Below are 21,772 nucleotides of genomic sequence, written 5' to 3'. Positions count from 1 at the left end.
GCGTTATGACGGAATACGCGCAATCACCTTAATTTCAAAATCAAATCCCGCCAGCCAGGTCACCCCTACCGCCGTCCAGTTTGGATAGGGAGGATGCGGGAAAAGCGCCTGCTTGACCTGCATGATTGCCGCAAATTGATTCTCCGGGTCAGTGTGAAAGGTGGTGACATCAATCAGATCGTCAAATGTGCACCCCGCCGCCGCCAGCGTGGCCCGCAGATTATCAAACGCCAGTTGGACCTGAGCGGCGAAATCCGGTTCAGGGGAACCGTCTTCACGGCTGCCCACCTGGCCGGAAACAAACAACAGATCGCCCGAGCGAATGGCAGCAGAGTAACCGTGCGCTTCATACAGAGCATGACGGCTGGCAGGAAAAATCGGTTCACGTGGGATCATAGCGTTACCTTTTGTTGTGAGGGTGCGATGTGGGATGCACAGCGTCTATACATGATTTAATATACATTGCGTATATGAAATTAATCACACATACGTAGCGTATGTCAAATGAGATACAATACGTATATGAAAAGGAGAGGCTATGGCTGCACGACGTCGCGCCGAAACAATGGAAGAAAACCGGACCAAATTGATCGCCGCCGCACGTAAGGCCTTCGCTGAAAAAGGCTTTGCTGCTGCATCTATGGATGAGTTGACCGCCAGCGTCGGACTGACGCGTGGTGCGCTGTACCATAATTTTGGCGACAAACAGGGGCTGCTGGCCGCGGTTGTGGCACAGGTCGACGGAGAAATGGCGGCGCGAGCCAAAGCAGCGGCTGCCGAAGTTAGTGGTGACTGGGAAAAACTGCTGGCGGAAGGCATTGCCTATATTGAGCTGGCGCTGGACGCTGAAGTACAACGCATTGTTCTGCTTGATGGCCCGGCCTTTTTGGGCGATCCCAGCCGCTGGCCGAGTCAGAACGGCTGCCTTGAGGCGACCCGTCAGGCCGTTACGGTCATGATCGCTCGCGGGGTGATGAAAACGGTCGATGCCGGTGCTGCGGCACATTTGCTCAACAGTGCCGCGCTCAACGCCGCGCTCTGGGTGGCCGGTAGCGATGCGCCGCAACTCGCACTGCCCAAAGCGATTGAAGCCTTTGTGCAACTGGCGAGCGGCTTACGCAATCTGCCCGCCACATCCTGAAAGGAGATACGCAAAATGAAAGCTGCTCTCTATTACCAACCGGGAAACCCGGACGTTATGCACTATTGTGATGTTCCCCGTCCGGTTTGCGGCCCCGATGAGGTGCTTATCAAGGTTGAAGCCATTGCGCTTGAAGGTGGGGATCTGATTAATCGTGCCAACGCCGATGCGGGGGAAGAAGGCATAATCCCCGGATACTCGGCGGCAGGAACCATTGTTGAGGTCGGTCAACGGGTACAGGATCGCCACCCTGGGCAACGGGTCGCAACGCTGGCACTGACGGGGTCGCACGCCGAATACCGTGCTGTCCCGGCGATCTGGTCATGGCTCATTCCTGATGGTCTTGATGCAGTGACAGCCAGCGTTATCCCGGTGAGTTTTGGTACAGCGGCACAAGCGCTGTTTGTTCGGGGCGCGCTCAAGCCAGGCGATACGTTGCTGATTCAGGGCGGCGCGGGGGGAGTGGGCATCGCCGCTATCCAGTTGGCCAAAAACCATGGTGCGCGGGTAATCGCGACCCTTTCCGGTAGCGAGCGTGTTGCCGCCTTACAGGCACTTGGACTGGACGTTGCGCTGGACTATCGCCAGCAGGATATCGTGGCTGAAGTTCTTCGACTAACCGGAGGCACTGGCGTGGACAGGGTACTTGAACTTGTGGGTTCGACGTTGAACGCCTCCCTCGCCTGCCTGCGTGAATGGGGCACGATTGTGCTGGCGGGCAATGCTGGCGGAACGGCTAATGCCGATTTAACCGCGTTGCAAAATGCCAACCAGACGTTGACGGGGCTTTTCTGGGGCCGTGAACTGGCCAATGCGCAAGCCAGAACGTTGGTCGATCGGTTATTGCAAGACGCCCTTGAGGGTAAGTTCCAGATCGTGATTGACCGCCAGTTTGCCCTGGCAGATGCCGCCCTTGCCCATCGCTACGCCGAGGAAAACCGGGTTCTGGGACGCATCATCCTGCGCCCATGAAATAACCAGTCAGGCACTGATGATAGGTCGTGCCTGACTGGCTTGACATTTCTGCTACTGATTTTTCATCCAACCGCCTGTATTCCCGCTCAATTCATCGCGCCAGGAATCATTTTCCCGTATTAGACAAATCGGGTTTAAGAGCACAACATGGGGGTCACACGCCCTTGCAGAGGTGTAGATTCCGCGTCGTGAATTTTCACCAGGACCCGTAATGAATATTATTGATGTCATTATGTCAGCAGGAAAAACGTCTGTTGATGTCGCGCTATACACGCTTATCCCCGTCATGATAATCATGCTGATTGTCATGAAGTACCTAGAAGCAAAAGGCGTTGTAGATGCCGTTGTTCGGCTTACGACCCCGGTTCTCAAACCGTTTGGCATTTCCGGGTTAGCCATTTTTGCCCTGATTCAACTTAATTTTGTCAGTTTTGCCGCTCCCATTGCCGCGTTAGCCATTATGGAAAAACGTGGCACTTCAGAACGCCAACTTGCCGCGGCACTGGCGATGTTATTTGCGATGGGGCAAGGCAACGTCTTTTACCCGCTGATCCCGTTTGGGTTGCACTGGGGAAGCGCGATTATTATTTCGATTATTGGCGGACTGGTCGCAGCAGCGGTGACCTATCATCTCTTCGGCAAAAAACTGTCGACCGTGATTGTGAACCACGAAGCGACGGAGCCACTGAATGACAAATCCTCCACCAGTCTTATCAATATCATCAATGGTGCTGGAGCGGATGCGATACGTCTAGCCCTCGGTTCTTTGCCCATGCTGCTGCTCTCACTAACCATTGTTGGCATGCTGAAAGAAGCCGGTTTTATCACTGCCCTGACCACCTTGCTTTCCCCCGTGATGTTGTACTTCAGCATTCCTGACGTTTATGTGTTGCCGACCATGACCAAGTTTCTGGCGGGAGGAACGGCCTATTTTGGCGTGATTTCAGAGCTTTTGCGCAAAGGGCTGGTCACGCCAGAGCAAGTCAATGCTTCTGCGGGGTTCCTGATCCAGACTTTCGATCTGCCAGGTATTGGTATTTACTTAGGGATCGCCAGCCGATTCGTCAGACTTTTTCGCTTTGTCATCCCCGGCGCGATTATCGGCATTGCGGTCCGCAGCATCATCCATGCCTTCCTCTACTGAGCGCCCATGTCTTACACGAAATGGAAATTCAGAATGTTCTGCAGAAGGTTTCACAGGCCCGGTCTGATTCCCTTTCCTTCACTATGTAAATGTTGAAAACCCCGCGCCACCGCTGCGTTTAGCGCGATGCACAGGGCCTGCAATTGACCTATTCCAGGCTACAAAATCCGGGCTCACGGCAATTGTTAAATTTTGTAGCCCAGTCTTTACATTTATTTCTACATTTATTATTTTTTTTAACGGAACAATCCTGAACTTATTTTAACCCCTTAATCAGAGGAATAACGTATGCGTCAGACTGAGTTCACACAACAAGCCACTCGTGCTGTCCTGGGTTATTTTTCCCGCGCATCGTCGTCCTCTCAGCAACAAACGCTTGGACAGATCACGCGAGAAATTCTTTCGGCAGGCGACCGCCTCAACAAAAAGGCGCTTTGCGATCGGCTTCTTGCAAAACTTAGCCAGTCATCCAACCCGGAGCAGGGAAAGCACTATCAGGAGTTACTTAACCTCCTGTTTGATGATGGATTATAAGGTTGCGTTGACCGACGACGCATCAGGAACGAGCCAGATGACGCGCACAGAGCATCATCTGGCTCAGAGCAACAGGAAGTGACTGCGTCAGGAACTGTCCAAGAGAGGAAAATACAGGCACTCAGAGAAACGGTTATGCACAGAAGTGAAAAAGAGATCCAAACAGACATTATCGTCGGCGAAGCCGTCATGGCATTGCTGAATGAAGGTGTGGCGATTACCCAGTCCGCTCTTCTTCAGCAGTTGAGAATAATGGCGCGGGAAGAGCAAGACAGCGTGCGAAAAATTGCGCTCACTCTTGCGCTGACGGAAGTACGCGACAGCATTACGGCGCTAAATCATGCATCAGGCGATCACCCCCTGCCAACAATGCGTGAAGACACAAATCGCAATACCAAACATTGAGCACATTGTTTCGTCCTCAAGGACTGTAGTCACCCCAGCGAGTCCAGGCAGAGCTCCCAGATAACAAGGAAAAATTATGCGTCAACTCACGGCACAAGCGGACCTTATCAACTTCTTCCACAGCGCGGGTCAGCGCCTGACAGAAGAGACCGAAATGCTCGGTCAGGCGGTCAGGAGTCTGATTGCAAAGGGGATTCCCGTCACCAATAAAGCCATCATTCTTCAGCTGATTGCGGAAATAGAAAACACGCAGAGTGCACAGAGGTTGGATGTGATACGACAAACGCTTGAAATTGTGGTTGGTCGCACGCCGGACGATATTTAATACACTGCCACATTTTCACTTTATGCGGCAAACATGACTCTCCTTATTCTCCCTGCACTATCGCCCGAAACACTGCACAAATCTGCGCTTCAGCCAGAAGCGCTTCCGGTTCATCCAGAATGCCGCGCATCAACCAGGCATCGATAAAGGACACCGCCGCTTTCGCTTTTTCAGGTGTGAGCTGTAAATACTCCATAAGCAGGTGTTCATGAACATGTAGCCAGTTCATTGCACAAGGACGAAGCAAGGGTCGTGATACGGCTGCAACAAACAGTTCGTACTCTGTACTTAAGCGAGAACGTTCACTCAGTGTCCACAGAACAAATCGCGTCAGGATAGATTCCGGTGAACCGATATTGTTCACCTTCAGCCAGTGGCGAGTTGAGTGGGTGAACTCCTCAATGGCCAGTTGCATTACCGCCTCAAGCAGTTCATCTAAGGTACGAAATTGATAGGTTGTGGTGCCTAAAGACACACCCGCTTCTTCAGCAACCGCGCGATGCGTACAGGCCTGCAACCCGTCCCGACGGATAACTTCAGCCGCTCCGCGAATAATTCTCTCTTTCGTCGCTTCACTTTTAGACTGTGACATTGCGCTTTCCCTAATAGGTAAAACAACAGTACCGGCGCATGGTACTGCACACTGGCTTTTTGCCAGCAGTGTTATTTATCATAACACTGCTGTTGCAACAACTTAGTGTGCCAACGCCTGGGTCGGGTGCAAACCCGGCCAGCCCGGAGACGGTTCGCCGGTGACTTCACCAAAGTACAGGGTCATTTGGGCACGGAAGCGCTCAACCGCTGCACGATCGCTCATGAATTCATCAAAGGCAACAGGGTCGGTATTCTTGTATTCCCACACGTGTTTGTAACCTTTCACCGGTGCTACGTCGGTACGGACTGACCACATGTACCAGACGTTTGACTGGGTATTTTTATCCAGCAACCAGTTCAGATAGAGCTTGGCGGTTTCCGGGTGTTTGGCTTTTTTGAAGATAGCCGCACGCTGCGCCCATGAAACAAACTTGTCGTGTTCCGGCAGCATAAAGCGCGAGTTGGCTTTGTCATCTACTGCCAGTGCGCCATCGGTAGAGAACGTTGCCAGCGCTTTACCGCTTTCTACGTCGTCAGCCGGTGCCTGAGTGCCACGTACCAGGATGGGGTTCTGTGCTTTGATTTTGGCGACATAATCCCAACCATATTGATCAACGACCTGTTTGAACCAGAACAACACCGCGTCGTCATCATTCGGCCAGGTCAGAACAATTTTGCCTTTCAGTACCGGATCCAGATAATCCTTCGCTTCACGTGGCCACTTGTTTTGCGGCAGATTTTTCACGTTGACGACGTTAGAGAAGGCATCCACAAAGACGCCCGTCCAGGCCCCGTCATTATCGCGGAACGCAGGCCAGATTTTATCCCAGCCAGCCGGTTTGTAGTCCATCAGCACCCCTTCCTGTTTCCAGCGCGGATAGTCCTGCAGAGTCTGTAATTGCACGACATCCGGCACCAGGGTGTTGGTCGCCAGTTGATTATCGATACGCGCATCATGGAACTTGCTGTAGTCGACAATCACATTGAGCTTAATGCCAGGAAAACGTTTTTCGAAGGCCTGCTTGATACCGTCCTGCTGGCCGGGCGTATCGCCGCCCGCATAAACCACGACTTCACCGCCCTCTTTCAATGCGCGCTGGTAGAGCTGCTCCAGTGACTGAGTTTCAGGTAAAACGGCGGCCCAGGTCGCTGGAACGACGGCGGCTAAAGCCAGACTGAGTAAACGAAGTTGTTTTTTAGATACTGACATAACGATCCCTTTTTTACGCACCAGGAGGTGGATTCACCTCAACGAAAGGGATGCTACGCCGTGGCAGAAACGATGAAAACCGGCCTTCCCTGAACAACTCATTCAAAATAAACCAACATTATTATCATGATATTAATTATGTATTTTTATTTTTTTTAGATAAAAACACTAATTAAGTGAAGATTATTAAATATTTAAGAATATAATCTCAATTTCTGTACTTTTGTACAAAATAAAAGTTCATTTTTGCCCATTGAGAATAAGCAGGAGGAGAAAGATAAGCCCCGCGTGCCGACTTGATTCTGTATTGCATTAAATAAAGCGGTTCGCTGACATTGAAACATTGACGCCTCGCTCAGGGTCGGTAACGAACCAACACTGAGCGAGTGCTTTTTGATTAAAAGCCGAAACGCATCCAACCGAACAACACATTGCCGTTATTGTACGTACCTGGAATGTAGGTGAACTGGACACTGAAGCGCTTGTAGCTTGCGGATACCAGGGGAAGCACGATTGGCACGGGGATGTAGTTTCCAATGTCTTCACGTGCAGTAATCGCGGCGGTAAAGCCCAGTCCTAAGCGGAAATCACGCTGCTCATCGAGATACCAGCCATTCTCCCAACCGTAGCCCATGATCGGCTGCCATTCGTTATGGGAATCTTTAAACGCCATCGCATAGAGCGAACTCCAGTCGCCTTCATCGTTATAGCGTGATATGCCAAAACCGGCGCCCCACGGGTTCTCGTTGTACTTGTCCGTCTTTTCTTTGTCATAGGCAAACCGGGCATGCCAGGTCATGAAGGGAACATAAAGATCGTAGCGTTGCGGCTGCTCCCAGGTTTCAGTCACGTCCTGTTTTAGCCATTCCCATCCTTCGGTTAACCCATTCTCTGCTAACACCGGGAATGCAAGACCGTTCAACGCCAACATCATTGTCGGCAATAACCTGCGCATAATTCACTTCCTGAATACTTAATACTGAACACATAGATTCTGGAAAAATTTGCACGGAATTGCAAACGAAGCCGCCTGAAGGCCCGCAAATTGGTACTTTTCCTATCATTTTGACTGTGTTTTCTCAGGCGAAACTCAGATGCAATTCACCACTTAGCGGTCAGAATGATCACACTTTTTAATGCCTTTTAGGTATTGCTTATCCCCTTTAGTCTCAGCCAACCGCCGATTTTCACCCATCCGCTACGGTGCGCAACGGATGCAATCTGCCTACGCACCCGCTGCCGCCCGGCATCCTAGCCGGTCATGCAGTCTGGTGTCACCAGATTGATCCTGATGATGTCCTCACACTACCTCCATGCCGTCAATTTGACCGTTAAAGGAAGAACATTGACTGGATAAGGGCGTACCGCTGTGTTCCCTTGCCCTATAATTCTCCCATCGACTTGTTCACTGACGAAGGCGATAAACGCCAGATGGGAGACCTACAGATGAAGCTTTTTAGCCAGAACTTTAACGACAACGATTTTATGCCCACAGAATTCTGCTTTGCTGCGCAGGATGCTGTCTCGCATGTCACGCTATCGGCAAACAAAAACCCGCATCTTGGCTGGGAAAATCTGCCGGAAGGCACACAGTCTCTGGTGCTGATTTGCCACGACCCGGATGTGCCGACGCGCCCGGATGATGTTAATCAGGAAGGCAGAACCGTTCCGGCCACTCTTCCTCGTGCAGATTTCTACCACTGGTTGTTGCTCGACATTCCGGCAAGCCGCCATGAAATTCTGGCAGGCAGCCACTCAGCGGGCGTCACCACGGGCGGCAAAGCAGGACCACAGGCGCCGGAAGGATTACGCCACGGCATTAACGATTACACCGGCTGGTTTAGCGGCGATGCTACAATGGCGGGCACCTGGTTCGGCTATGATGGCCCTTGCCCACCGTGGAATGATGAGATCGTGCATCATTATATTTTCACCCTTTACGCACTGGGCACGCCTTCGCTTAACGTTGAGGGTGAACTGACCAGTGATAACATCAAGCGTGCGTTGAGCCAGGTTGATGTGCTGGGCACGGCGTCACTTACCGGGCTCTATAGCCTGAACCCCGATATTGCCGCGTAATTAAGGAATCTATATGGCCGATAGCGTCGCCGATGTTTCACCTGATCTTTCTTTCAGTCCCTACGGCGATGCGATTGTGTCAGCGGCACTGTCCGACAAGACGCCAGGCCGCCCGCAAATCTGTTCGGTAGCCTGGCCGCGTCTCAAAATTGCCGCGCAGACGCAGCACTTTCATTTTTTTGAGCCAACGTTGCTGATGGTACTGGATGGCAGACTGGAATTTTCCGGTCACGACACGACGACGATACTCACGCCCTGGTCGCATCTGGGGCTTATCGACCAGCATGTACAGGCCGATTTCACCAAATATCCACAGAGTGAAACGGCACCGTTCCGCTCACTCTTTCTTACGTTTCCCCCTGCCCTTATCGAACGTTTTAACAAGATGGATACCACCAGCACAACGCTACATGGTGGCAAAACGGCACTGCTGCCAGCTAACCCGGCGTTGATCGACGCTCTGCAAACGCTGCTCACCAGCTTCGATGATGCCAGCCTGAGTGACGAACGTGTGGTGTTGCGCGCGTTTGATCTATTGATGCTGCTCAAAGAGCAGGGTTTTCAGTATTCGTCGGGTCAGACATCACTTATCTCCCGCCGCTTGATGACAATGCTTAATGCGTCGCCTGAGAAAGGCTGGACCGCGGAAACGGCAAGCCAGCGACTGGCCATGAGCGAATCGACGCTTCGGCGCAAACTTAAACTGGAAGGGGTCAGTTTTGAGCAGATTTTACTGGAGACGCGGATGCATCATGCCCTGATGCTGGTGCAAAGCACACACTGGAATATGGCACAAATTGCCGATGCCTGTGGTTATAAATCGGTGGCGCGCTTTAGCGAACGCTTCAAAGGGCGATTCGGCATCACCCCTGGGCGTTTTCGTTGATATTACGTCCATAAAAAAGGGCGACTCACGCCGCCCTTCATGACACTTACAACCCTTTCTTCTCTTCTTCAGCCTCAACGTCGCGGTACCAGCGAGGATGGTGTTTCTTCGCCCAGCGGCGGCTGACTTTGCCCTCGACCATGCCCTTAATCGAGCCTTTCACCCAGAATGCCATATACATGTGAATCAGAATGGCATGGATTAAAACGATGGCCGCCGTCGCATGCACCAGCAAACTCCAGCGCACGACGGTAATGGGAAAATAGTGCGTGAAGTAAGGACGCCAGATAATCACACCAGTCACCAGCAGCACAAAAATCAGACTCATGATGCTCCAGAACATCATTTTCTGTCCGGCATTGTATTTCCCGACCTCTGCAACCTTGTGCTCATTGCCTTTCAGCACCTCCACAATACCCTTAACCCAGGGGATATCCTGTTTGTCAGGGATATTGTGGTGAACGAACCGGACGAACATAAACATCAGCAGCACAAAAATCAGCAGGCCAAAAAATGGGTGCAGAATACGCCCCATTTGCGGCGTGCCGAAGGTTTCAGTGAGCCATTGCAGCGTCGGGAAAAACAGCGCTATGCCGGAGAGTGAAACCAGGAAGAAACTGATCACCACGGTCCAGTGGCAAGCCCGGTCGATAAACGAGGTGCGCAGGATCATTTTGCTCTTACTCATGGTCGTGCTCCTCTTCGTCATCATCCGTCTCTTTATTCGGCCCGATACCCACATAGTGATAAATCAACCCGGCGAAGGTCGCGATAAATCCAGCTGCGGAGAGCGGTTTGAGTACCCCTTTCCACAAATTCACTGGCGCTGCGATATGCGGATCAGCAGGCAGTCCGTGATAAAGCTCCGGGCTGTCTGCATGATGCAGTACGTACATCACGTGCGTCCCTCCCACGCCCTGCGGGTTATAGACTCCCGCGTGGTCATAGCCGCGTTTTTTGAGCTGCTCCACGCGGGTTTGTGCCACACCGAGCATCTCTTTTTTGGTGCCAAACTGAATCGCCCCGGTTGGACAGGTTTTCACGCAGGCAGGCTCCTGACCGACGCTCACCCTGTCCACGCACAGCGTGCACTTATAAACGCGGTTATCGTCAGGGTTGAGGCGAGGGATGTTAAACGGGCAGCCGGCGATGCAATAACCGCAGCCAATACAGTGTTCCGACTGAAAATCGACAATACCGTTGGCGTACTGGACGATAGCCCCCGTAGACGGACAGGCTTTCAGGCAACCAGGATCGGCACAATGCATACAGCCATCTTTACGGATTAGCCACTCCAGCTTGTCATTCTGGGTGGTTTCGCTAAAGCGCATCACCGTCCAGGATTTAGCGCTTAAATCCGTCGGGTTGTCATACACACCATTGCAGTAACCCACCTCGTCGCGAATATCGTTCCACTCCGAACAGGCGACCTGGCAACCCTTGCAGCCAATACAGGTAGAGACGTCAATCAGCTTCGCCACTTCGGCACGGAAATCCCGAGCCTGAGGCGGCGGCGTGATACCGTTGGTGGCTGAGCGTTTAATAATATCCTGTGATTGCATAGACATTTATGGGTTCCCTCCCTTACACCTTCTCAATGTTGACTAAAAACGCCTTATATTCCGGCGTCTGTGAGTTGGCGTCCCCAACTGATGGCGTCAGGGTATTGGCAAGAAAACCTTTGCGCGTCGCCCCTTCAAAACCCCAGTGGCAGGGGATCCCGACGGTATTAATCGACTTGCCATCAATGGTCAGCGTTTGCAGGCGTTTGGTCACGACCGCTTTAGCTTTGATAAAGCCACGTTTCGACATCACTTTCACTGTATCTCCCGCCACAATCCCTTTGTCCTGCGCCAGACTTTCGCCAATCTCAATAAATTGATCCGGTTGTGCGATGGCGTTGAGCCGGGCGTGTTTCGTCCAATGACGGAACAGTTCAGTTATGGAGTAAGTCGTTGCCACATAGGGGAATTCTGACGCATTACCCATGTTGGCAATATCATCTTTGAAGATACGCGCCACCGGGCTGGAGACCACTTTCGGGTGCAGCGGATTCGTGCCAATCGGCGATTCGATCGGTTCATAATGCTCCGGGAAAGGCCCATCGTTCATTTTGTCGATAGAGAACAGTCGACCCACCCCTTCCGGGTTCATGATAAACGGTCCAACATGGCTGTCAGGCGCTGAAGCGTTGTAATCTGCCACGTCCATTCCTGCCCATTTTTTACCGTCCCAGTGCAGTAATGCTCGTTTCGCATCCCAGGGTTTACCTGACGGATCGGCCGATGCACGGTTGTAGAGGATGCGGCGGTTAGCCGGCCATGACCAGGCCCAACCCGGCGTGCATCCCAGACCATACGGGTCGCTGTTGTCGCGGTTGGCCATCTGGTTACCCTGCTCCGTCCAGCTTCCGCAGTAGACCCAGCAGAAGCTGCTGGTCGAACCGTCATCCCGCAACTGGGCAAAGCTACTCAGTTGCTGCCCTTTTTTGACAATCAACTGGCCCTTATCATCAAAAAGATCCTGTAGTGCCTGGCCGTTGGCCTCACGGGCAATTTCTTCCGGATGCGGATCGTACGGGTCTTTATAGTTCCATGACATGTTGAGAAGCGGCTCAGGGTTCGCACCACCTTCCTGCTGGTAGAGTTCACGCAGACGCATAAATAGACGACCGAGAATTTTGCCATCGTGCAGCGCTTCACCCGGCGGCTCCGCTGCTGCCCAGTGCCACTGCAACCAGCGCCCGGAGTTAGCAATCGAACCGTCCTCTTCGGCAAAGCAGGAGGATGGCAGGCGGAAGATTTCGGTTTTGATATCCGCCGGGTCGACGTCATTCATCTCCCCGTAGTGTTGCCAGAAATTCGAGGACTCCGTGACCAGCGGGTCAATCACTACCATGTATTTCAGCTTCGAAAGCGCGCGAGAGGATTTGTTTTTATCCGGGAAAGCCGCCAGCGGGTTAAAGCCCTGCACAATGTAACCATTGATTTTGCCTTCCAGCATCAGTTCGGCCTGGGTCATGACGTCGTAAAGACGATCCCATTTCGGTAGCCAGTCATAGCCCCAGTTATTCTGTGCGGTGGCATGTTCACCCCAGAAGCTCTTCATCATGCTGATAAAAAATTTCGGCGTGTTTTGCCAGTAGTTGACCTCATTCACACCCAGCGCTGGCGGGGTAATTTGCGCAATGTAGGTGGCGTAATCCGGCTGTTTTTCCGAGGGTAACGGCATGTAGCCTGGCAGGTTGGTTGAGAGCAAACCCAGATCGGTGTAGCCCTGTATGTTGGAGTGACCACGCAGGGCATTGACCCCACCACCGGCCATGCCGATGTTACCCAGCAGCAGTTGTAGCATCCCGGCGGCGCGGATGATTTGTGCCCCGGCAGAGTGATGCGTCCAGCCCAGCGCGTACAGAATAGTCGCGGTTTTATCCGGCGCACTGGTACTGCCGAGGATCTCGCAAATGCGGATAAAGTCTTTTACCGACGTACCGCACAGGCGGCTGACCATCTCAGGTGTGTAGCGGTCAACATGGGTTTTTAACAGGTTCCAGACACAGCGTGGGTGACTGAGTGTGTCGTCACGCAGCGCATTGCCCTTCTCATCAAGCTGATAAAACCAACTGGATTTATCGTACTGCCGTTTATCGCCGTCGTAACCGCTGAACAGCCCGTCATTAAAGGCGTAGTCATCGCGGATCAGGAAACCTGCGTTAGTGTAATGGCGGACATACTCCTGCTGCACCTGGTTGTGCTCAAGCAGGTAACGAATGGCCCCTAACAGAAAAGCGGTGTCGGAACCGGCACGAATAGGCGCATAGAGATCGGCGACCGCCGCGCTGCGGTTAAAACGCGGATCGACCACCACCACCGTGGCATCGTTTTTAGTCTGCGCTTCAATGACCCATTTAAAACCCACCGGGTGTGCTTCAGCAGCATTACCGCCCATGATCAGCACCACATTGGCGTTTTTAATGTCCACCCAGTTATTGGTCATCGCACCGCGCCCGAAGGTCGGTGCCAGCGCTGATACCGTTGGCCCGTGGCAGAGTCGAGCCTGACAGTCGATAGCCACCATGCCCAGCGCACGGGTGAACTTACCGTCCAGCACGCCAGTTTCATTACTGGCCGCCGACGAACACAACATACCAGTGGTCGTCCAGCGGTTAACCGTCAGCCCCTGCTGAGTTTTTTCAATGAAGTTGGCGTCACGGTCATCTTTCATCAAACGGGCAATGCGGTTTATGGCCTCGTCCCAACTGATGCGCTGCCATTTATCTGAACCCGGTGCACGGTATTCCGGGTACTGCAAGCGGGTTTCCGCGTGGATATAGTCCAGAACGCCCGCGCCTTTCGGGCACAGGGAACCGCGGCTGACCGGATGATCCGGGTCACCTTCCACGTGGTAGATACTTTCTCTGACGTTTTTGGCGTTGTCGCCGAGGCTGTACATCAACATGCCACACCCTACCGAGCAGTAGGTGCAGTTGTTACGTGTCTCTTTTGCTTTTAAGAGTTTGTATTGACGGGTTTCCGCAAGTGCGGAAAAAGATGTTAAAAATCCGAGAGATGCAACAGTGGTACCTGCCATACCGCCCGCGCAGATCCTAAAGAACTGCCTCCGGCTGAATTCCATTTATCCTCCAGCTTAAAACTTAAGACTCGAAAAGGGAGAATGATTATAAGGTTATTCAACAATATTGACCATTAACCCGGTAGGGTTAATGTCAGTCCGGGAGCGAGTGAAGGACATGAAGTCTATAAACCGCCCCCCTAAAAGCCTGACGCATTTCGCTTTTTCGCTCATAAAAGCAGAAAGAACATACTCGACAATGCCGATAGCATTGTGCAGCATTCATCTGAAATCTTTATTAATTGCCTCCGATAAGGAGGGCGAAATCGTTGCCTGCCGCTATGTTGAGTTTAACTCACAGTGATCCTCAGTTTTTATCGTTTTCCAATTAACAATCCCTCAACAATAATCACCAAATCAATACATTCCAGTAACTGAGTTTTTAATCTAAATAGCGGCGATGGCATACCGATGACGGGTTATCGCGTTATTTCCACCAGCAACGCGCGTGCTGCTTTATATTTCCATTGTTCCAGGGCGTAAAAGATGACGTTCGACACTTTGAATTACTTAATCGAGTTAGCCTCAATTAACGCTTCTCAGTCAGGCATGCCTCAGCATGACACTCAGGTAAATGAAATTATGTCTGAGGATGATTTAGCCCTGTTTATTACTTCACTTAAGTCAAATAATGACAACGCTGATATTCTGTCGAAATTGCGCTATCGCTTGCATCTCCTTTGTGTTGCCCAAAACGATCCGGGAAAAGCTGAGGAGTTATTATCTGCAAACCTGTCGCCTGAAAATGGCGACTTTCCGTTGCTGGATTTTGCGAACTGGCCTGGCGTGCGTTATGCGGTTTCGGGTGAATTACAGACGCCGGAATCTGAGGCCTATTTCCAGAACATCTCTGCTGCCGCTGGAACGTTGCGTGCAGCAATTGCAGAATCAGAACGCGCAAAAGGCACCCCGGCTTTTTTGATTCTGGAAAAAATCCTCGCGCTCAACAGCACTCTGCCTGAGCGCTATAAAGCGATGGCAAATATCCTCTACTGACCACGTTTAACCGGTGCGGGCGATCCTGTTCATCCGCACCGGTTGCTTTATGAGTCAGTAAAACTGCTTTCTGACATCAGAACGTGTAATTCAGTGATAGCCAGTAGTTACGGCCCGGCGTGACGTATCCCGTGGTTGACGCCAGCGTCTGGAAGTAATCCCCGGCGTAGGTCGTGCTGCGACCCGACTGGTAGAGGCTCACTTTCGAGAAGTCTTTATCCAGCAGGTTATTGACCGTACCGTTGACCGTCAGTTGCGGTGTAATGCGGTAAGCCGCACCCATGTTCACCACCGTCCAGGCCTTCAGATACGCGCCACGATCGTCATAAACCTCTTTCTCAATCGCGCTCAGGTTATTGACGTTACTGGTATAGCGCGGCGTCTTACCGTGGTACTCCACACCCACCCATGACGTTAAGTCCGGGTTCATCTGCCACGACATTTTGGCGTTAGCCATATGACGTGCGGTATTGGTCAGCGGTGCACCAGGGTTGTCTCCACCACGTTGTTTGCTGTCGGTGTAGGTGTAATTCAGGTTCATCGTCAGTTCCGGAATGACGACCGGGAAGGAGGTCGCAAACTCGATGCCCTGGTTAATGGCTTTACCGACGTTGCGATACGAGTAAGTCGAATCGTCAATCGTTTCACTTTCAATGGCATTACGGAAGTTGCTGATAAAACCCGTGATATTGGCTTTTACATTATTCGCGTTCTCGTAATAGATGCCGGTTTCGTAGTTAACGCTGGTTTCCGGTTTCAGATCCGGGTTACCCACGGTGGTCACCAGCCCATTACCGGCAACCCCACTCACACCGTTGTGCAACTGGCTCAATGACGGGGCTTTGTACCCGGTGCTGACGCCGCCTTTTACCGTCCAGTCATTGAGCATATTCCACACAAGATAGGCGCGAGGGCTTACATGCCCGCCAAAGCTATCGTGTTTCTCATAGCGCGCCCCCCAGGTCAGCGATAACGGGTCAATAATTTGCCAGTCATCTTCGGTAAAGAGCGCCCAGGTCTGTTGGCTGAACGTTTCCCCGCTGTTGGCCAGTACAATGCCGTCTTTCAGGCGGGCATCCCAGTATTCTCCCCCGACAGTTAACAGATGATCGTCGCCAATCGGTGCCACCAGGCTGGTATTGAAGATAGTGTTAGTATTCTTGAGTTCACGATCGCTACCAATGAGGTTACTGTTCGCACTCGACAGCGTTCGTGGCGTCAGGACACGGCCTTTGTTTTCCGTCACGGCATAAGAGAGGTTTGAGCTCCAGCGCCCAAAAGCAAGATCGCTGTCATGACCGACGACGACTTTATTACGCTGGTAGCGAAGCTGTTCGCGGTAACCGCCGCCGCTGGTGCCCACCGGGCCCAACTGGCTATTGCGGTTGTCGTACTGTTGCTGAGAGGTTTCACCGTCAATCCAGAGCGTATTTTTATCACTGGTGTGGTAGTCAAGACGACCGCCCACGGTGTAGTTGTCACTTTTCGTCGGATACGGCACGCGGGTGTCTGAACCACTGTCACTCAGACTGGTGACGCTCGATCCCTGCCGATGCTCAAAGTTACTACGCAGTGCCAAATCCAGGGTGTTCGGAATCAGCGAACCACTGGTGTAGACCCCTACGGTGGAACTGTCGCCCCATTTACTGTGTTCCTGCACCGAATGCGAAAGATTGATGCCACCATGCCAGGCGTCGGTATTCTTCTTCGTGATGATGTTAATCACGCCGCCCATCGCATCAGAGCCGTACAACGTCGACATCGGCCCACGGATGACTTCGATATGATCGATAGCCGACAGCGGTGGCATCATTGCCGTATTGAGAGTACCGAAACCATTGGGTGTGGTGTCTGAACTGGCATTCTGGCGAACACCGTCAATCAGGATCAGCGTATAGCTGCTGGGCATACCACGAATAGAGATATCCAGCCCGCCGGTTTTTCCCGTTCCACCTCGGACATCCACCCCTTCCATACCGCTTAAGGCTTCACCGAGATCACTGTAGTTTTTCGTTGCCAGCTCTTGCTGGCTCACCACAGAAATGGACGCCGGAGCATTGGTGAGCTTCTGCTCATAGCCACTGGCTGTCACCACCATGGTGTCTTCCTGGGCTAGCGCAGGCATCGTCACCGCGACAAGGATCGCGAGAGTTATATTATTTTTTTTCATTCTGAATCCATTGAGTGAATAAGAAAGACGCGCCAGTACCTTAGTCAATGAAACCTAAACGAATCGTTAACGATAATAATAATGGTTCGTGTTATCACTAACGAATGAAATCACCGACCTTCAATGAGGCATGGCGGAGTAATAAAAGGAAATCCCAGGGACATATACCCTGAGATGAAAGGGGGAATATCATTATCACCGGCAGGTTAAAATTCCTCCCGGTGATATTAACGCTATTAAACTATCGCCAGTTTTCATCCTTCATGATGGAGTACTTGCCGCTGCCCAGGAACAGCAGTACTACGGCCATCATCACATAGAACACCAGGTCTTCAATCGCCCATGCCCCTACGTCGTTCAGATGGAAAGTGTTACCGAGATCAACTAATAACCAGGCTACTATCATGGTGCCGATTACCGTAATAGCCGACAGGCGGCAACAGATACCCAGAATAATCAGAATCGGGGCAACCACTTCTCCCAGATAAATACCGTAGCCGATAAATGATGGTACGCCGTGTTCACTAAGCATGCCGAGAATAAAGCCAATTCCCGAATGAATTTTATGCCAGCCATGAAAGAGTAATAATCCTCCCAACGTAATGCGTAATAATAACGCAGCGAGATCGACATTATAAAAAGCGCGGTTAAACCCTGTATGCAAATTCTTAATCATTTCTTCTGTTCCTGATGTTTATATTCTGGTGTTTCAGGTAGAAAACCCGCCCGGCGTGTCAGAGCCACACGCGGGTTGAATCAGTATATTGATTTTGTACATTTGTACAATATTGTGAGGGCGTTATTTTAAAATACACTGAGGGTTCTGCTGATTCGCCAGTTAGCGAGGAATGGGTTATCATCCGCTCCCGCTCTTTTGTCAGGTTCCCTGATGTCCACTATTGTCGATTCCTTTATTGCTCCACCCTGTCATGACGCGATAGAGATCCTCTATCAGGACGACCATCTGGTGCTTATCAACAAACCCAGCGGACTGCTCAGCCTGTCGGGAAAAAATCCACAGAACCTTGATTCCGTTCACCACCGGTTGGTTAACATTTTCCCTGGCTGCACGCTGGTCCACCGACTCGATTTTGGTACATCTGGCCTGATGGTGATTGCGCGCAATAAAGCAATTAATGCCGCGCTTTGCCAGCAGTTCAGCCAACGAGCAGTAACGAAAATTTACAGTGCCCTGCTCTGCGGGCATCTGGTGGAAAACGAAGGGGTAATAGACGCGGCAATTGCCAAAGATCCGGCGAGCTTCCCACGCATGTCAATTTGCAATGACAATGGTAAACCAGCCCGTTCGCGCTATCAGGTGGTTGAGCGTTTTGTTCAGAAGAAAGAAGATGGCACGGCGCTCACGTTAACCCGCGTCACGCTAAGACCTGAAACAGGACGAACTCACCAGCTGCGCATTCACTGCCAGCATCTGGGACACCCTATCCTGGGTTGTGATTTGTACGGTGGCCGTTTGCTACCCGGCACGGAACAGACGCCACGGCTAATGTTGCATGCCAGTGGGCTGCATTTTGTGCATCCGGTCAGTGGTGAGCCGATTAATGCCCTTCACACCAGTCCGTTCTAGAAGAGAAAGCGTGCGCCGGACGGATATCCGGCGCGACAGGCTCAGGTTTTACCACATCAAATCATCAGGCACTTTGAAGTCTGCATAAGGATCGTCTTCATCCTGAACGTTCTGGCTCAACGCACTGTTCAGTACGATACTGGACGCATCGCGCTGAGCGATTTTATCGGCAACAACCGCAGGGATAATCGCGTACTGGCTCTCACTGCTATTCTCAACCGCCAGACGAGCAATCGCCAGGCGACCGTTGATCAGTTGAGCTTGTGTTTGCTTATCGACAACGACCTTTTTGATGAGGTTATTGTCGGTGAAGTTAAAATCGATATTACCTCTGGCAATGGTGATTCTGTTCATTTCAATGAGCTGCTTCACCTGCGCTTTGTACTCTTTCGATAACACCGCTTGTTTTTGCTGTTCACTCAGCTGCTTATCGCGCTCAATCTGCGCTTTTTTATTCTCTTCCACCGCTTCACGGGCCTCACGAGCCTGAACGCGCGATTTTTTTGCCGTGCGCTGGACTTTGGCCATTTTTTTGCTGGTGACGAGACCAGCTTTGAGCATCTGCTCTTGTAAGGTGAGTTTTGTCATTGTTGTTTCTGAACCAGGTGAAAAATTTCAGCGATTATACCTGTAATTTTAGCGGCTGTGCGAGGTGGCGGGGTTAACCTGATATTGATTAACTGGCTACAGGCACGTGGAAACGCCTGGGTGGCGATTAATTTTTCAGCAAAAAGGGCCAACACCTCTTATTCAATTTATTCTGAACAAAGCGCACGCTTTACCGCTTTAAGCATCCTTCGCCGGATCCAGCCACTACCGGCCCTGATTGCCAACCAGTAGGCAGCCATTTTTAATCGCGTGGCATTATCCGGGCAGTAGATAAATGTTTCAGTACACAGATCATACTCATCGCTACCAAGTGGTCGCACCTGATAGCGAAGCAGTAATTTTGCGTTGCCCGATGGCAATGCGGCACCATATGCGTGGCGGTCAGGCACATCTTCAAGACCAAAATCTGAAGACCAGAATCGCCCTCTCAGGCCGTAACACAGCGTGGTAGTTGAGTTTTCTAACAGAGTGAAACTGTGCAGGCCAAACGGCCTAATTTGGGTATCCGGTGGGCGGCAGCGTAATTTTTGCGGCAGTTGACGAACCGACATGAGTATTTTAACAACGGCGTCCTTCTGAATATCAAAATTGGCTACTTCCGGTAATACTTTTTCCGGGAAAGCTGTTTTGACAACGATGCGATGATTTTCATAAAACTGAAAGTGTGGCAGAGAATGAGGCACATTATGCCAGTCCAGTAGATCTTTGTTGCTGACAAAACCAAGTATCACCGGATATTCACTCCCTTAAAAATATCATCCTGCTAGCAATAGCTGTGGCTCTGACTACTTTTTGCGTAAGAGAGCATCAGCTGCAGCCGTTAAAACGCCGATCAACGGCATACTTCCTGCACCCGCTAAAAAGTTATGGTGATCGATGTCCTTTTCTTTGCGAATGTCCAAAAAGCGTGTCAATGCATGCTGTTGATCAATAGCATTCACTTCTTCAAACTGCTTCTCAAAACCCTCTGCCACTAAGCTAACCGCTGTCTCCGTATCTGATTTTTCCAGCACAACAATTTGTTTTCCTTTCACAAAAAAAATGTACTCATTCATTCGGCGGCTCCTTTGGGATGGGGTATGATTCATACACTATATTGCGCAGACGACATCAGGTATACATCTCATCAATGCTTTTTCTCGAACACCAGATTTCGCGGATAGCCCTGGTTTTGTCACCTAATTAATGACGGAGATCCCCAGCCGCGCCATCAACTGTGATGCCTGAAAGCGATTGAGCTTAACGCCTTCGAGATTCATGCTGCGCAGATCAAGCTCTCCTAATTCAGCACCGGTCAGATCGCATTGGGTAACGTTAACCGTGCTCCAGTCGAAAGATGCAAACTCACCACCTGAGAGATCTGAACCGCTAAACGTTGCACCGGACGCCACAACGCCCACCCAACGATTATTTTGCAGTTCACATTTTTCGAGTATCACTCTCGAAAAGTTCGCATAGCTCAGGTTGCTTCCGCTAATGGACGCACTGCAAAACCAACTACGGGTAGTTATCATATTCATAAAGCTGGCATCGCGAAAATCAGCGCCCTGCACCCGGCAATCCCGGATTTCAATCCCGAGTGCACTGGCATGTCTGAAATCGGCCATGGTCAGATCGCAATTTATAAAGCAGGCATCCCGTAAAATCGCTCTTCTGAAATCGGCCCCTCGCTGAGTCGACTTGTCATAGAACTGGCAGTCGTAGAAGGTGGTGCCGGTTAGATCAGTGCCAGAAAAATCACAGTTAAGAAAGGCTGTGTTCTCGATCTTTTCCCCAGTGAACCGCTCGCGGGTTATTTTTTCATTGTTTATCATGGGCATTACGGTTTTGCCTGTTTATTCATACAGTTATTTAGCACATTCTATTCGGACAATGACAAGCTGCAAACTACCTCATTTGGTATTGTGGGGAGGTTCGCACAAAAGTCCAAACTGAGAAGGACAGTTAGCAGAGCGCTTACCCATTTCGCGTTATTTTCTATTTTATGAAATCGAATACAGCAGCGGTTATGCCCTCAGAAAACAATTTGGCATTTAAATTTTGTAGTAGGTTAACCACATTTCCCGCAAGTTATATACCCCCCACATGACGGAGACCTGTTATATCGATTTAAGTCAAATAATTAAGATTGCTTGACATTGATGACTGGAATTTATCCTGTTTGTAAAATTTATATCTATGCATCCAGTACGTGATGGTCCTTCCCAGCCGAAATGTCAAAAGGCAAATAGCCGCCCCATGACTCATATCATAAAGTATTCAGGATACCGCTATAGAGGTAAAAAAGTTATAAACATTAGCAGAGGTAAATGACATAAAACCGCAAAGAATATAGGTGCCAACCAGCAAAATGATACGTGTAACTAACTGATTAGTTACAGCAATCCCATTTAACTTTGTGACAAGTATTAATTTTGTATAATCCCAAGTATCTTTGATATTATACTTTATGAAATCTGATGATTTGTATTGTATACAAGAAAA

General features: G+C 50.9%; 23 protein-coding genes. 10 read left to right on the top strand and 13 right to left on the bottom strand.

Annotated elements, in window-relative coordinates; all coding sequences use genetic code 11:
• Positions 1 to 3 precede the first annotated feature (3 nt).
• Positions 4 to 396 (bottom strand): RidA family protein, encoded by a 393-nt coding sequence (locus AC5JPW_RS17220; protein ID WP_494242267.1) that lies wholly within the window; start codon positions 394 to 396, stop codon positions 4 to 6.
• Positions 397 to 538: 142 nt separating this feature from the next.
• Here AC5JPW_RS17220 and AC5JPW_RS17215 point away from each other — a divergent pair, with 142 nt between their 5' ends.
• From AC5JPW_RS17215 to AC5JPW_RS17190, 6 genes are all read left to right on the top strand, one after another.
• The gene (locus AC5JPW_RS17215) at positions 539 to 1,141 is read left to right on the top strand and encodes a TetR/AcrR family transcriptional regulator (RefSeq protein WP_494242265.1); all 603 of its coding nucleotides are present in this window, start codon (positions 539 to 541) and stop codon (positions 1,139 to 1,141) included.
• A gap of 15 nt (positions 1,142 to 1,156) precedes the next feature.
• Positions 1,157 to 2,113, top strand: coding sequence for a quinone oxidoreductase family protein (locus AC5JPW_RS17210; RefSeq protein WP_494242263.1), 957 nt, complete (start codon positions 1,157 to 1,159; stop codon positions 2,111 to 2,113).
• Between the two features lie 214 nt (positions 2,114 to 2,327).
• On the top strand, positions 2,328 to 3,260 hold the full coding sequence (locus AC5JPW_RS17205; RefSeq protein ID WP_494242261.1) for a nucleoside recognition domain-containing protein: 933 nt from the start codon (positions 2,328 to 2,330) through the stop codon (positions 3,258 to 3,260).
• A gap of 288 nt (positions 3,261 to 3,548) precedes the next feature.
• Complete coding sequence (ycgZ, locus tag AC5JPW_RS17200) at positions 3,549 to 3,794, top strand: regulatory protein YcgZ (protein WP_494242259.1); 246 nt, start codon at positions 3,549 to 3,551, stop codon at positions 3,792 to 3,794.
• A 135-nt stretch (positions 3,795 to 3,929) separates the two neighbouring features.
• Positions 3,930 to 4,199, top strand: coding sequence for a hypothetical protein (locus AC5JPW_RS17195; RefSeq protein ID WP_494242258.1), 270 nt, complete (start codon positions 3,930 to 3,932; stop codon positions 4,197 to 4,199).
• Positions 4,200 to 4,275: 76 nt separating this feature from the next.
• Positions 4,276 to 4,524, top strand: coding sequence for a biofilm development regulator YmgB/AriR family protein (locus AC5JPW_RS17190; protein ID WP_494242256.1), 249 nt, complete (start codon positions 4,276 to 4,278; stop codon positions 4,522 to 4,524).
• Between the two features lie 43 nt (positions 4,525 to 4,567).
• Here AC5JPW_RS17190 and AC5JPW_RS17185 read toward each other — a convergent pair whose 3' ends face one another.
• The 3 genes from AC5JPW_RS17185 to pagP all read right to left on the bottom strand — a co-directional run bounded on the left by AC5JPW_RS17185 (position 4,568) and on the right by pagP (position 7,259).
• The gene (locus tag AC5JPW_RS17185; RefSeq protein ID WP_494242254.1) at positions 4,568 to 5,116 is read right to left on the bottom strand and encodes a TetR/AcrR family transcriptional regulator; all 549 of its coding nucleotides are present in this window, start codon (positions 5,114 to 5,116) and stop codon (positions 4,568 to 4,570) included.
• A 102-nt stretch (positions 5,117 to 5,218) separates the two neighbouring features.
• On the bottom strand, positions 5,219 to 6,328 hold the full coding sequence (locus tag AC5JPW_RS17180; RefSeq protein ID WP_494242252.1) for an ABC transporter substrate-binding protein: 1,110 nt from the start codon (positions 6,326 to 6,328) through the stop codon (positions 5,219 to 5,221).
• 397 nt (positions 6,329 to 6,725) lie between these two features.
• On the bottom strand, positions 6,726 to 7,259 hold the full coding sequence (pagP, locus tag AC5JPW_RS17175; protein WP_494242392.1) for a lipid IV(A) palmitoyltransferase PagP: 534 nt from the start codon (positions 7,257 to 7,259) through the stop codon (positions 6,726 to 6,728).
• Positions 7,260 to 7,774: 515 nt separating this feature from the next.
• Here pagP and AC5JPW_RS17170 point away from each other — a divergent pair.
• Both AC5JPW_RS17170 and AC5JPW_RS17165 read left to right on the top strand, forming a co-directional pair.
• The gene (locus tag AC5JPW_RS17170) at positions 7,775 to 8,407 is read left to right on the top strand and encodes a YbhB/YbcL family Raf kinase inhibitor-like protein (RefSeq protein ID WP_494242390.1); all 633 of its coding nucleotides are present in this window, start codon (positions 7,775 to 7,777) and stop codon (positions 8,405 to 8,407) included.
• A gap of 13 nt (positions 8,408 to 8,420) precedes the next feature.
• On the top strand, positions 8,421 to 9,293 hold the full coding sequence (locus AC5JPW_RS17165; protein ID WP_494242251.1) for a helix-turn-helix transcriptional regulator: 873 nt from the start codon (positions 8,421 to 8,423) through the stop codon (positions 9,291 to 9,293).
• A 46-nt stretch (positions 9,294 to 9,339) separates the two neighbouring features.
• Here AC5JPW_RS17165 and fdnI read toward each other — a convergent pair whose 3' ends face one another.
• Genes fdnI through fdnG form a run of 3 tightly spaced genes read right to left on the bottom strand, consistent with a single transcriptional unit; the run spans position 9,340 to position 13,928 of the window.
• Positions 9,340 to 9,981, bottom strand: coding sequence for a formate dehydrogenase-N subunit gamma (gene fdnI / locus AC5JPW_RS17160; RefSeq protein WP_494242250.1), 642 nt, complete (start codon positions 9,979 to 9,981; stop codon positions 9,340 to 9,342).
• Positions 9,974 to 10,861, bottom strand: coding sequence for a formate dehydrogenase subunit beta (fdxH, locus tag AC5JPW_RS17155; protein ID WP_494242248.1), 888 nt, complete (start codon positions 10,859 to 10,861; stop codon positions 9,974 to 9,976). The genes fdnI and fdxH overlap by 8 nt, the downstream gene beginning before the upstream one ends.
• Positions 10,862 to 10,877: 16 nt before the next feature.
• A complete protein-coding gene (gene fdnG, locus AC5JPW_RS17150; protein ID WP_494242246.1) occupies positions 10,878 to 13,928 on the bottom strand; it encodes a formate dehydrogenase-N subunit alpha in 3,051 nt (1,016 codons plus the stop codon).
• Between the two features lie 579 nt (positions 13,929 to 14,507).
• Here fdnG and AC5JPW_RS17145 point away from each other — a divergent pair.
• A complete protein-coding gene (locus AC5JPW_RS17145; protein ID WP_494242244.1) occupies positions 14,508 to 14,921 on the top strand; it encodes a hypothetical protein in 414 nt (137 codons plus the stop codon).
• Between the two features lie 76 nt (positions 14,922 to 14,997).
• On the opposite strand, the gene AC5JPW_RS17140 is transcribed toward AC5JPW_RS17145, so the two are convergent.
• Both AC5JPW_RS17140 and AC5JPW_RS17135 read right to left on the bottom strand, forming a co-directional pair.
• Positions 14,998 to 17,091, bottom strand: a complete 2,094-nt coding sequence (locus AC5JPW_RS17140; protein ID WP_494242242.1) for a TonB-dependent receptor — start codon at positions 17,089 to 17,091, stop codon at positions 14,998 to 15,000.
• 241 nt (positions 17,092 to 17,332) lie between these two features.
• The gene (locus AC5JPW_RS17135; RefSeq protein ID WP_494242240.1) at positions 17,333 to 17,767 is read right to left on the bottom strand and encodes a DoxX family protein; all 435 of its coding nucleotides are present in this window, start codon (positions 17,765 to 17,767) and stop codon (positions 17,333 to 17,335) included.
• 213 nt (positions 17,768 to 17,980) lie between these two features.
• Here AC5JPW_RS17135 and AC5JPW_RS17130 point away from each other — a divergent pair, with 213 nt between their 5' ends.
• On the top strand, positions 17,981 to 18,679 hold the full coding sequence (locus AC5JPW_RS17130) for an RluA family pseudouridine synthase (protein ID WP_494242238.1): 699 nt from the start codon (positions 17,981 to 17,983) through the stop codon (positions 18,677 to 18,679).
• Positions 18,680 to 18,727: 48 nt separating this feature from the next.
• Here the strand turns inward: AC5JPW_RS17130 and AC5JPW_RS17125 are convergent, their stop codons facing one another.
• The 4 genes from AC5JPW_RS17125 to AC5JPW_RS17110 form a co-directional block, all read right to left on the bottom strand.
• Entirely contained in the window at positions 18,728 to 19,267 is a 540-nt protein-coding gene (locus AC5JPW_RS17125) for a DUF2058 domain-containing protein (RefSeq protein WP_494242236.1), read from the bottom strand.
• A gap of 167 nt (positions 19,268 to 19,434) precedes the next feature.
• Complete coding sequence (locus AC5JPW_RS17120; RefSeq protein ID WP_494242234.1) at positions 19,435 to 20,019, bottom strand: hypothetical protein; 585 nt, start codon at positions 20,017 to 20,019, stop codon at positions 19,435 to 19,437.
• Positions 20,020 to 20,073: 54 nt separating this feature from the next.
• Complete coding sequence (locus tag AC5JPW_RS17115) at positions 20,074 to 20,343, bottom strand: hypothetical protein (RefSeq protein ID WP_494242232.1); 270 nt, start codon at positions 20,341 to 20,343, stop codon at positions 20,074 to 20,076.
• Positions 20,344 to 20,466: 123 nt separating this feature from the next.
• Positions 20,467 to 21,108: a Qnr family pentapeptide repeat protein gene (locus AC5JPW_RS17110; protein WP_494242230.1), complete on the bottom strand. Its 642-nt coding sequence runs from the start codon at positions 21,106 to 21,108 to the stop codon at positions 20,467 to 20,469.
• Between the last annotated feature and the right edge of the window lie 664 nt (positions 21,109 to 21,772).

This window comes from Phytobacter sp. (assembly GCF_059074235.1).
Note: the sequence above shows the minus strand (reverse complement) of the source record. Positions and strands in the feature narration are given on the sequence as shown.

What these genes read in the sequence shown, in the direction of transcription:
- AC5JPW_RS17220 (WP_494242267.1), bottom strand. Translation starts at nt 396, where the DNA reads ATGATCCCACGTGAACCGATTTTTCCTGCCAGCCGTCATGCTCTGTAT.
- AC5JPW_RS17215 (WP_494242265.1), top strand. Translation starts at nt 539, where the DNA reads ATGGCTGCACGACGTCGCGCCGAAACAATGGAAGAAAACCGGACCAAA.
- AC5JPW_RS17210 (WP_494242263.1), top strand. Translation starts at nt 1,157, where the DNA reads ATGAAAGCTGCTCTCTATTACCAACCGGGAAACCCGGACGTTATGCAC.
- AC5JPW_RS17205 (WP_494242261.1), top strand. Translation starts at nt 2,328, where the DNA reads ATGAATATTATTGATGTCATTATGTCAGCAGGAAAAACGTCTGTTGAT.
- ycgZ (WP_494242259.1), top strand. Translation starts at nt 3,549, where the DNA reads ATGCGTCAGACTGAGTTCACACAACAAGCCACTCGTGCTGTCCTGGGT.
- AC5JPW_RS17195 (WP_494242258.1), top strand. Translation starts at nt 3,930, where the DNA reads ATGCACAGAAGTGAAAAAGAGATCCAAACAGACATTATCGTCGGCGAA.
- AC5JPW_RS17190 (WP_494242256.1), top strand. Translation starts at nt 4,276, where the DNA reads ATGCGTCAACTCACGGCACAAGCGGACCTTATCAACTTCTTCCACAGC.
- AC5JPW_RS17185 (WP_494242254.1), bottom strand. Translation starts at nt 5,116, where the DNA reads ATGTCACAGTCTAAAAGTGAAGCGACGAAAGAGAGAATTATTCGCGGA.
- AC5JPW_RS17180 (WP_494242252.1), bottom strand. Translation starts at nt 6,328, where the DNA reads ATGTCAGTATCTAAAAAACAACTTCGTTTACTCAGTCTGGCTTTAGCC.
- pagP (WP_494242392.1), bottom strand. Translation starts at nt 7,259, where the DNA reads ATGTTGGCGTTGAACGGTCTTGCATTCCCGGTGTTAGCAGAGAATGGG.
- AC5JPW_RS17170 (WP_494242390.1), top strand. Translation starts at nt 7,775, where the DNA reads ATGAAGCTTTTTAGCCAGAACTTTAACGACAACGATTTTATGCCCACA.
- AC5JPW_RS17165 (WP_494242251.1), top strand. Translation starts at nt 8,421, where the DNA reads ATGGCCGATAGCGTCGCCGATGTTTCACCTGATCTTTCTTTCAGTCCC.
- fdnI (WP_494242250.1), bottom strand. Translation starts at nt 9,981, where the DNA reads ATGAGTAAGAGCAAAATGATCCTGCGCACCTCGTTTATCGACCGGGCT.
- fdxH (WP_494242248.1), bottom strand. Translation starts at nt 10,861, where the DNA reads ATGTCTATGCAATCACAGGATATTATTAAACGCTCAGCCACCAACGGT.
- fdnG (WP_494242246.1), bottom strand. Translation starts at nt 13,928, where the DNA reads ATGGAATTCAGCCGGAGGCAGTTCTTTAGGATCTGCGCGGGCGGTATG.
- AC5JPW_RS17145 (WP_494242244.1), top strand. Translation starts at nt 14,508, where the DNA reads ATGTCTGAGGATGATTTAGCCCTGTTTATTACTTCACTTAAGTCAAAT.
- AC5JPW_RS17140 (WP_494242242.1), bottom strand. Translation starts at nt 17,091, where the DNA reads ATGAAAAAAAATAATATAACTCTCGCGATCCTTGTCGCGGTGACGATG.
- AC5JPW_RS17135 (WP_494242240.1), bottom strand. Translation starts at nt 17,767, where the DNA reads ATGATTAAGAATTTGCATACAGGGTTTAACCGCGCTTTTTATAATGTC.
- AC5JPW_RS17130 (WP_494242238.1), top strand. Translation starts at nt 17,981, where the DNA reads ATGTCCACTATTGTCGATTCCTTTATTGCTCCACCCTGTCATGACGCG.
- AC5JPW_RS17125 (WP_494242236.1), bottom strand. Translation starts at nt 19,267, where the DNA reads ATGACAAAACTCACCTTACAAGAGCAGATGCTCAAAGCTGGTCTCGTC.
- AC5JPW_RS17115 (WP_494242232.1), bottom strand. Translation starts at nt 20,343, where the DNA reads ATGAATGAGTACATTTTTTTTGTGAAAGGAAAACAAATTGTTGTGCTG.
- AC5JPW_RS17110 (WP_494242230.1), bottom strand. Translation starts at nt 21,108, where the DNA reads ATGCCCATGATAAACAATGAAAAAATAACCCGCGAGCGGTTCACTGGG.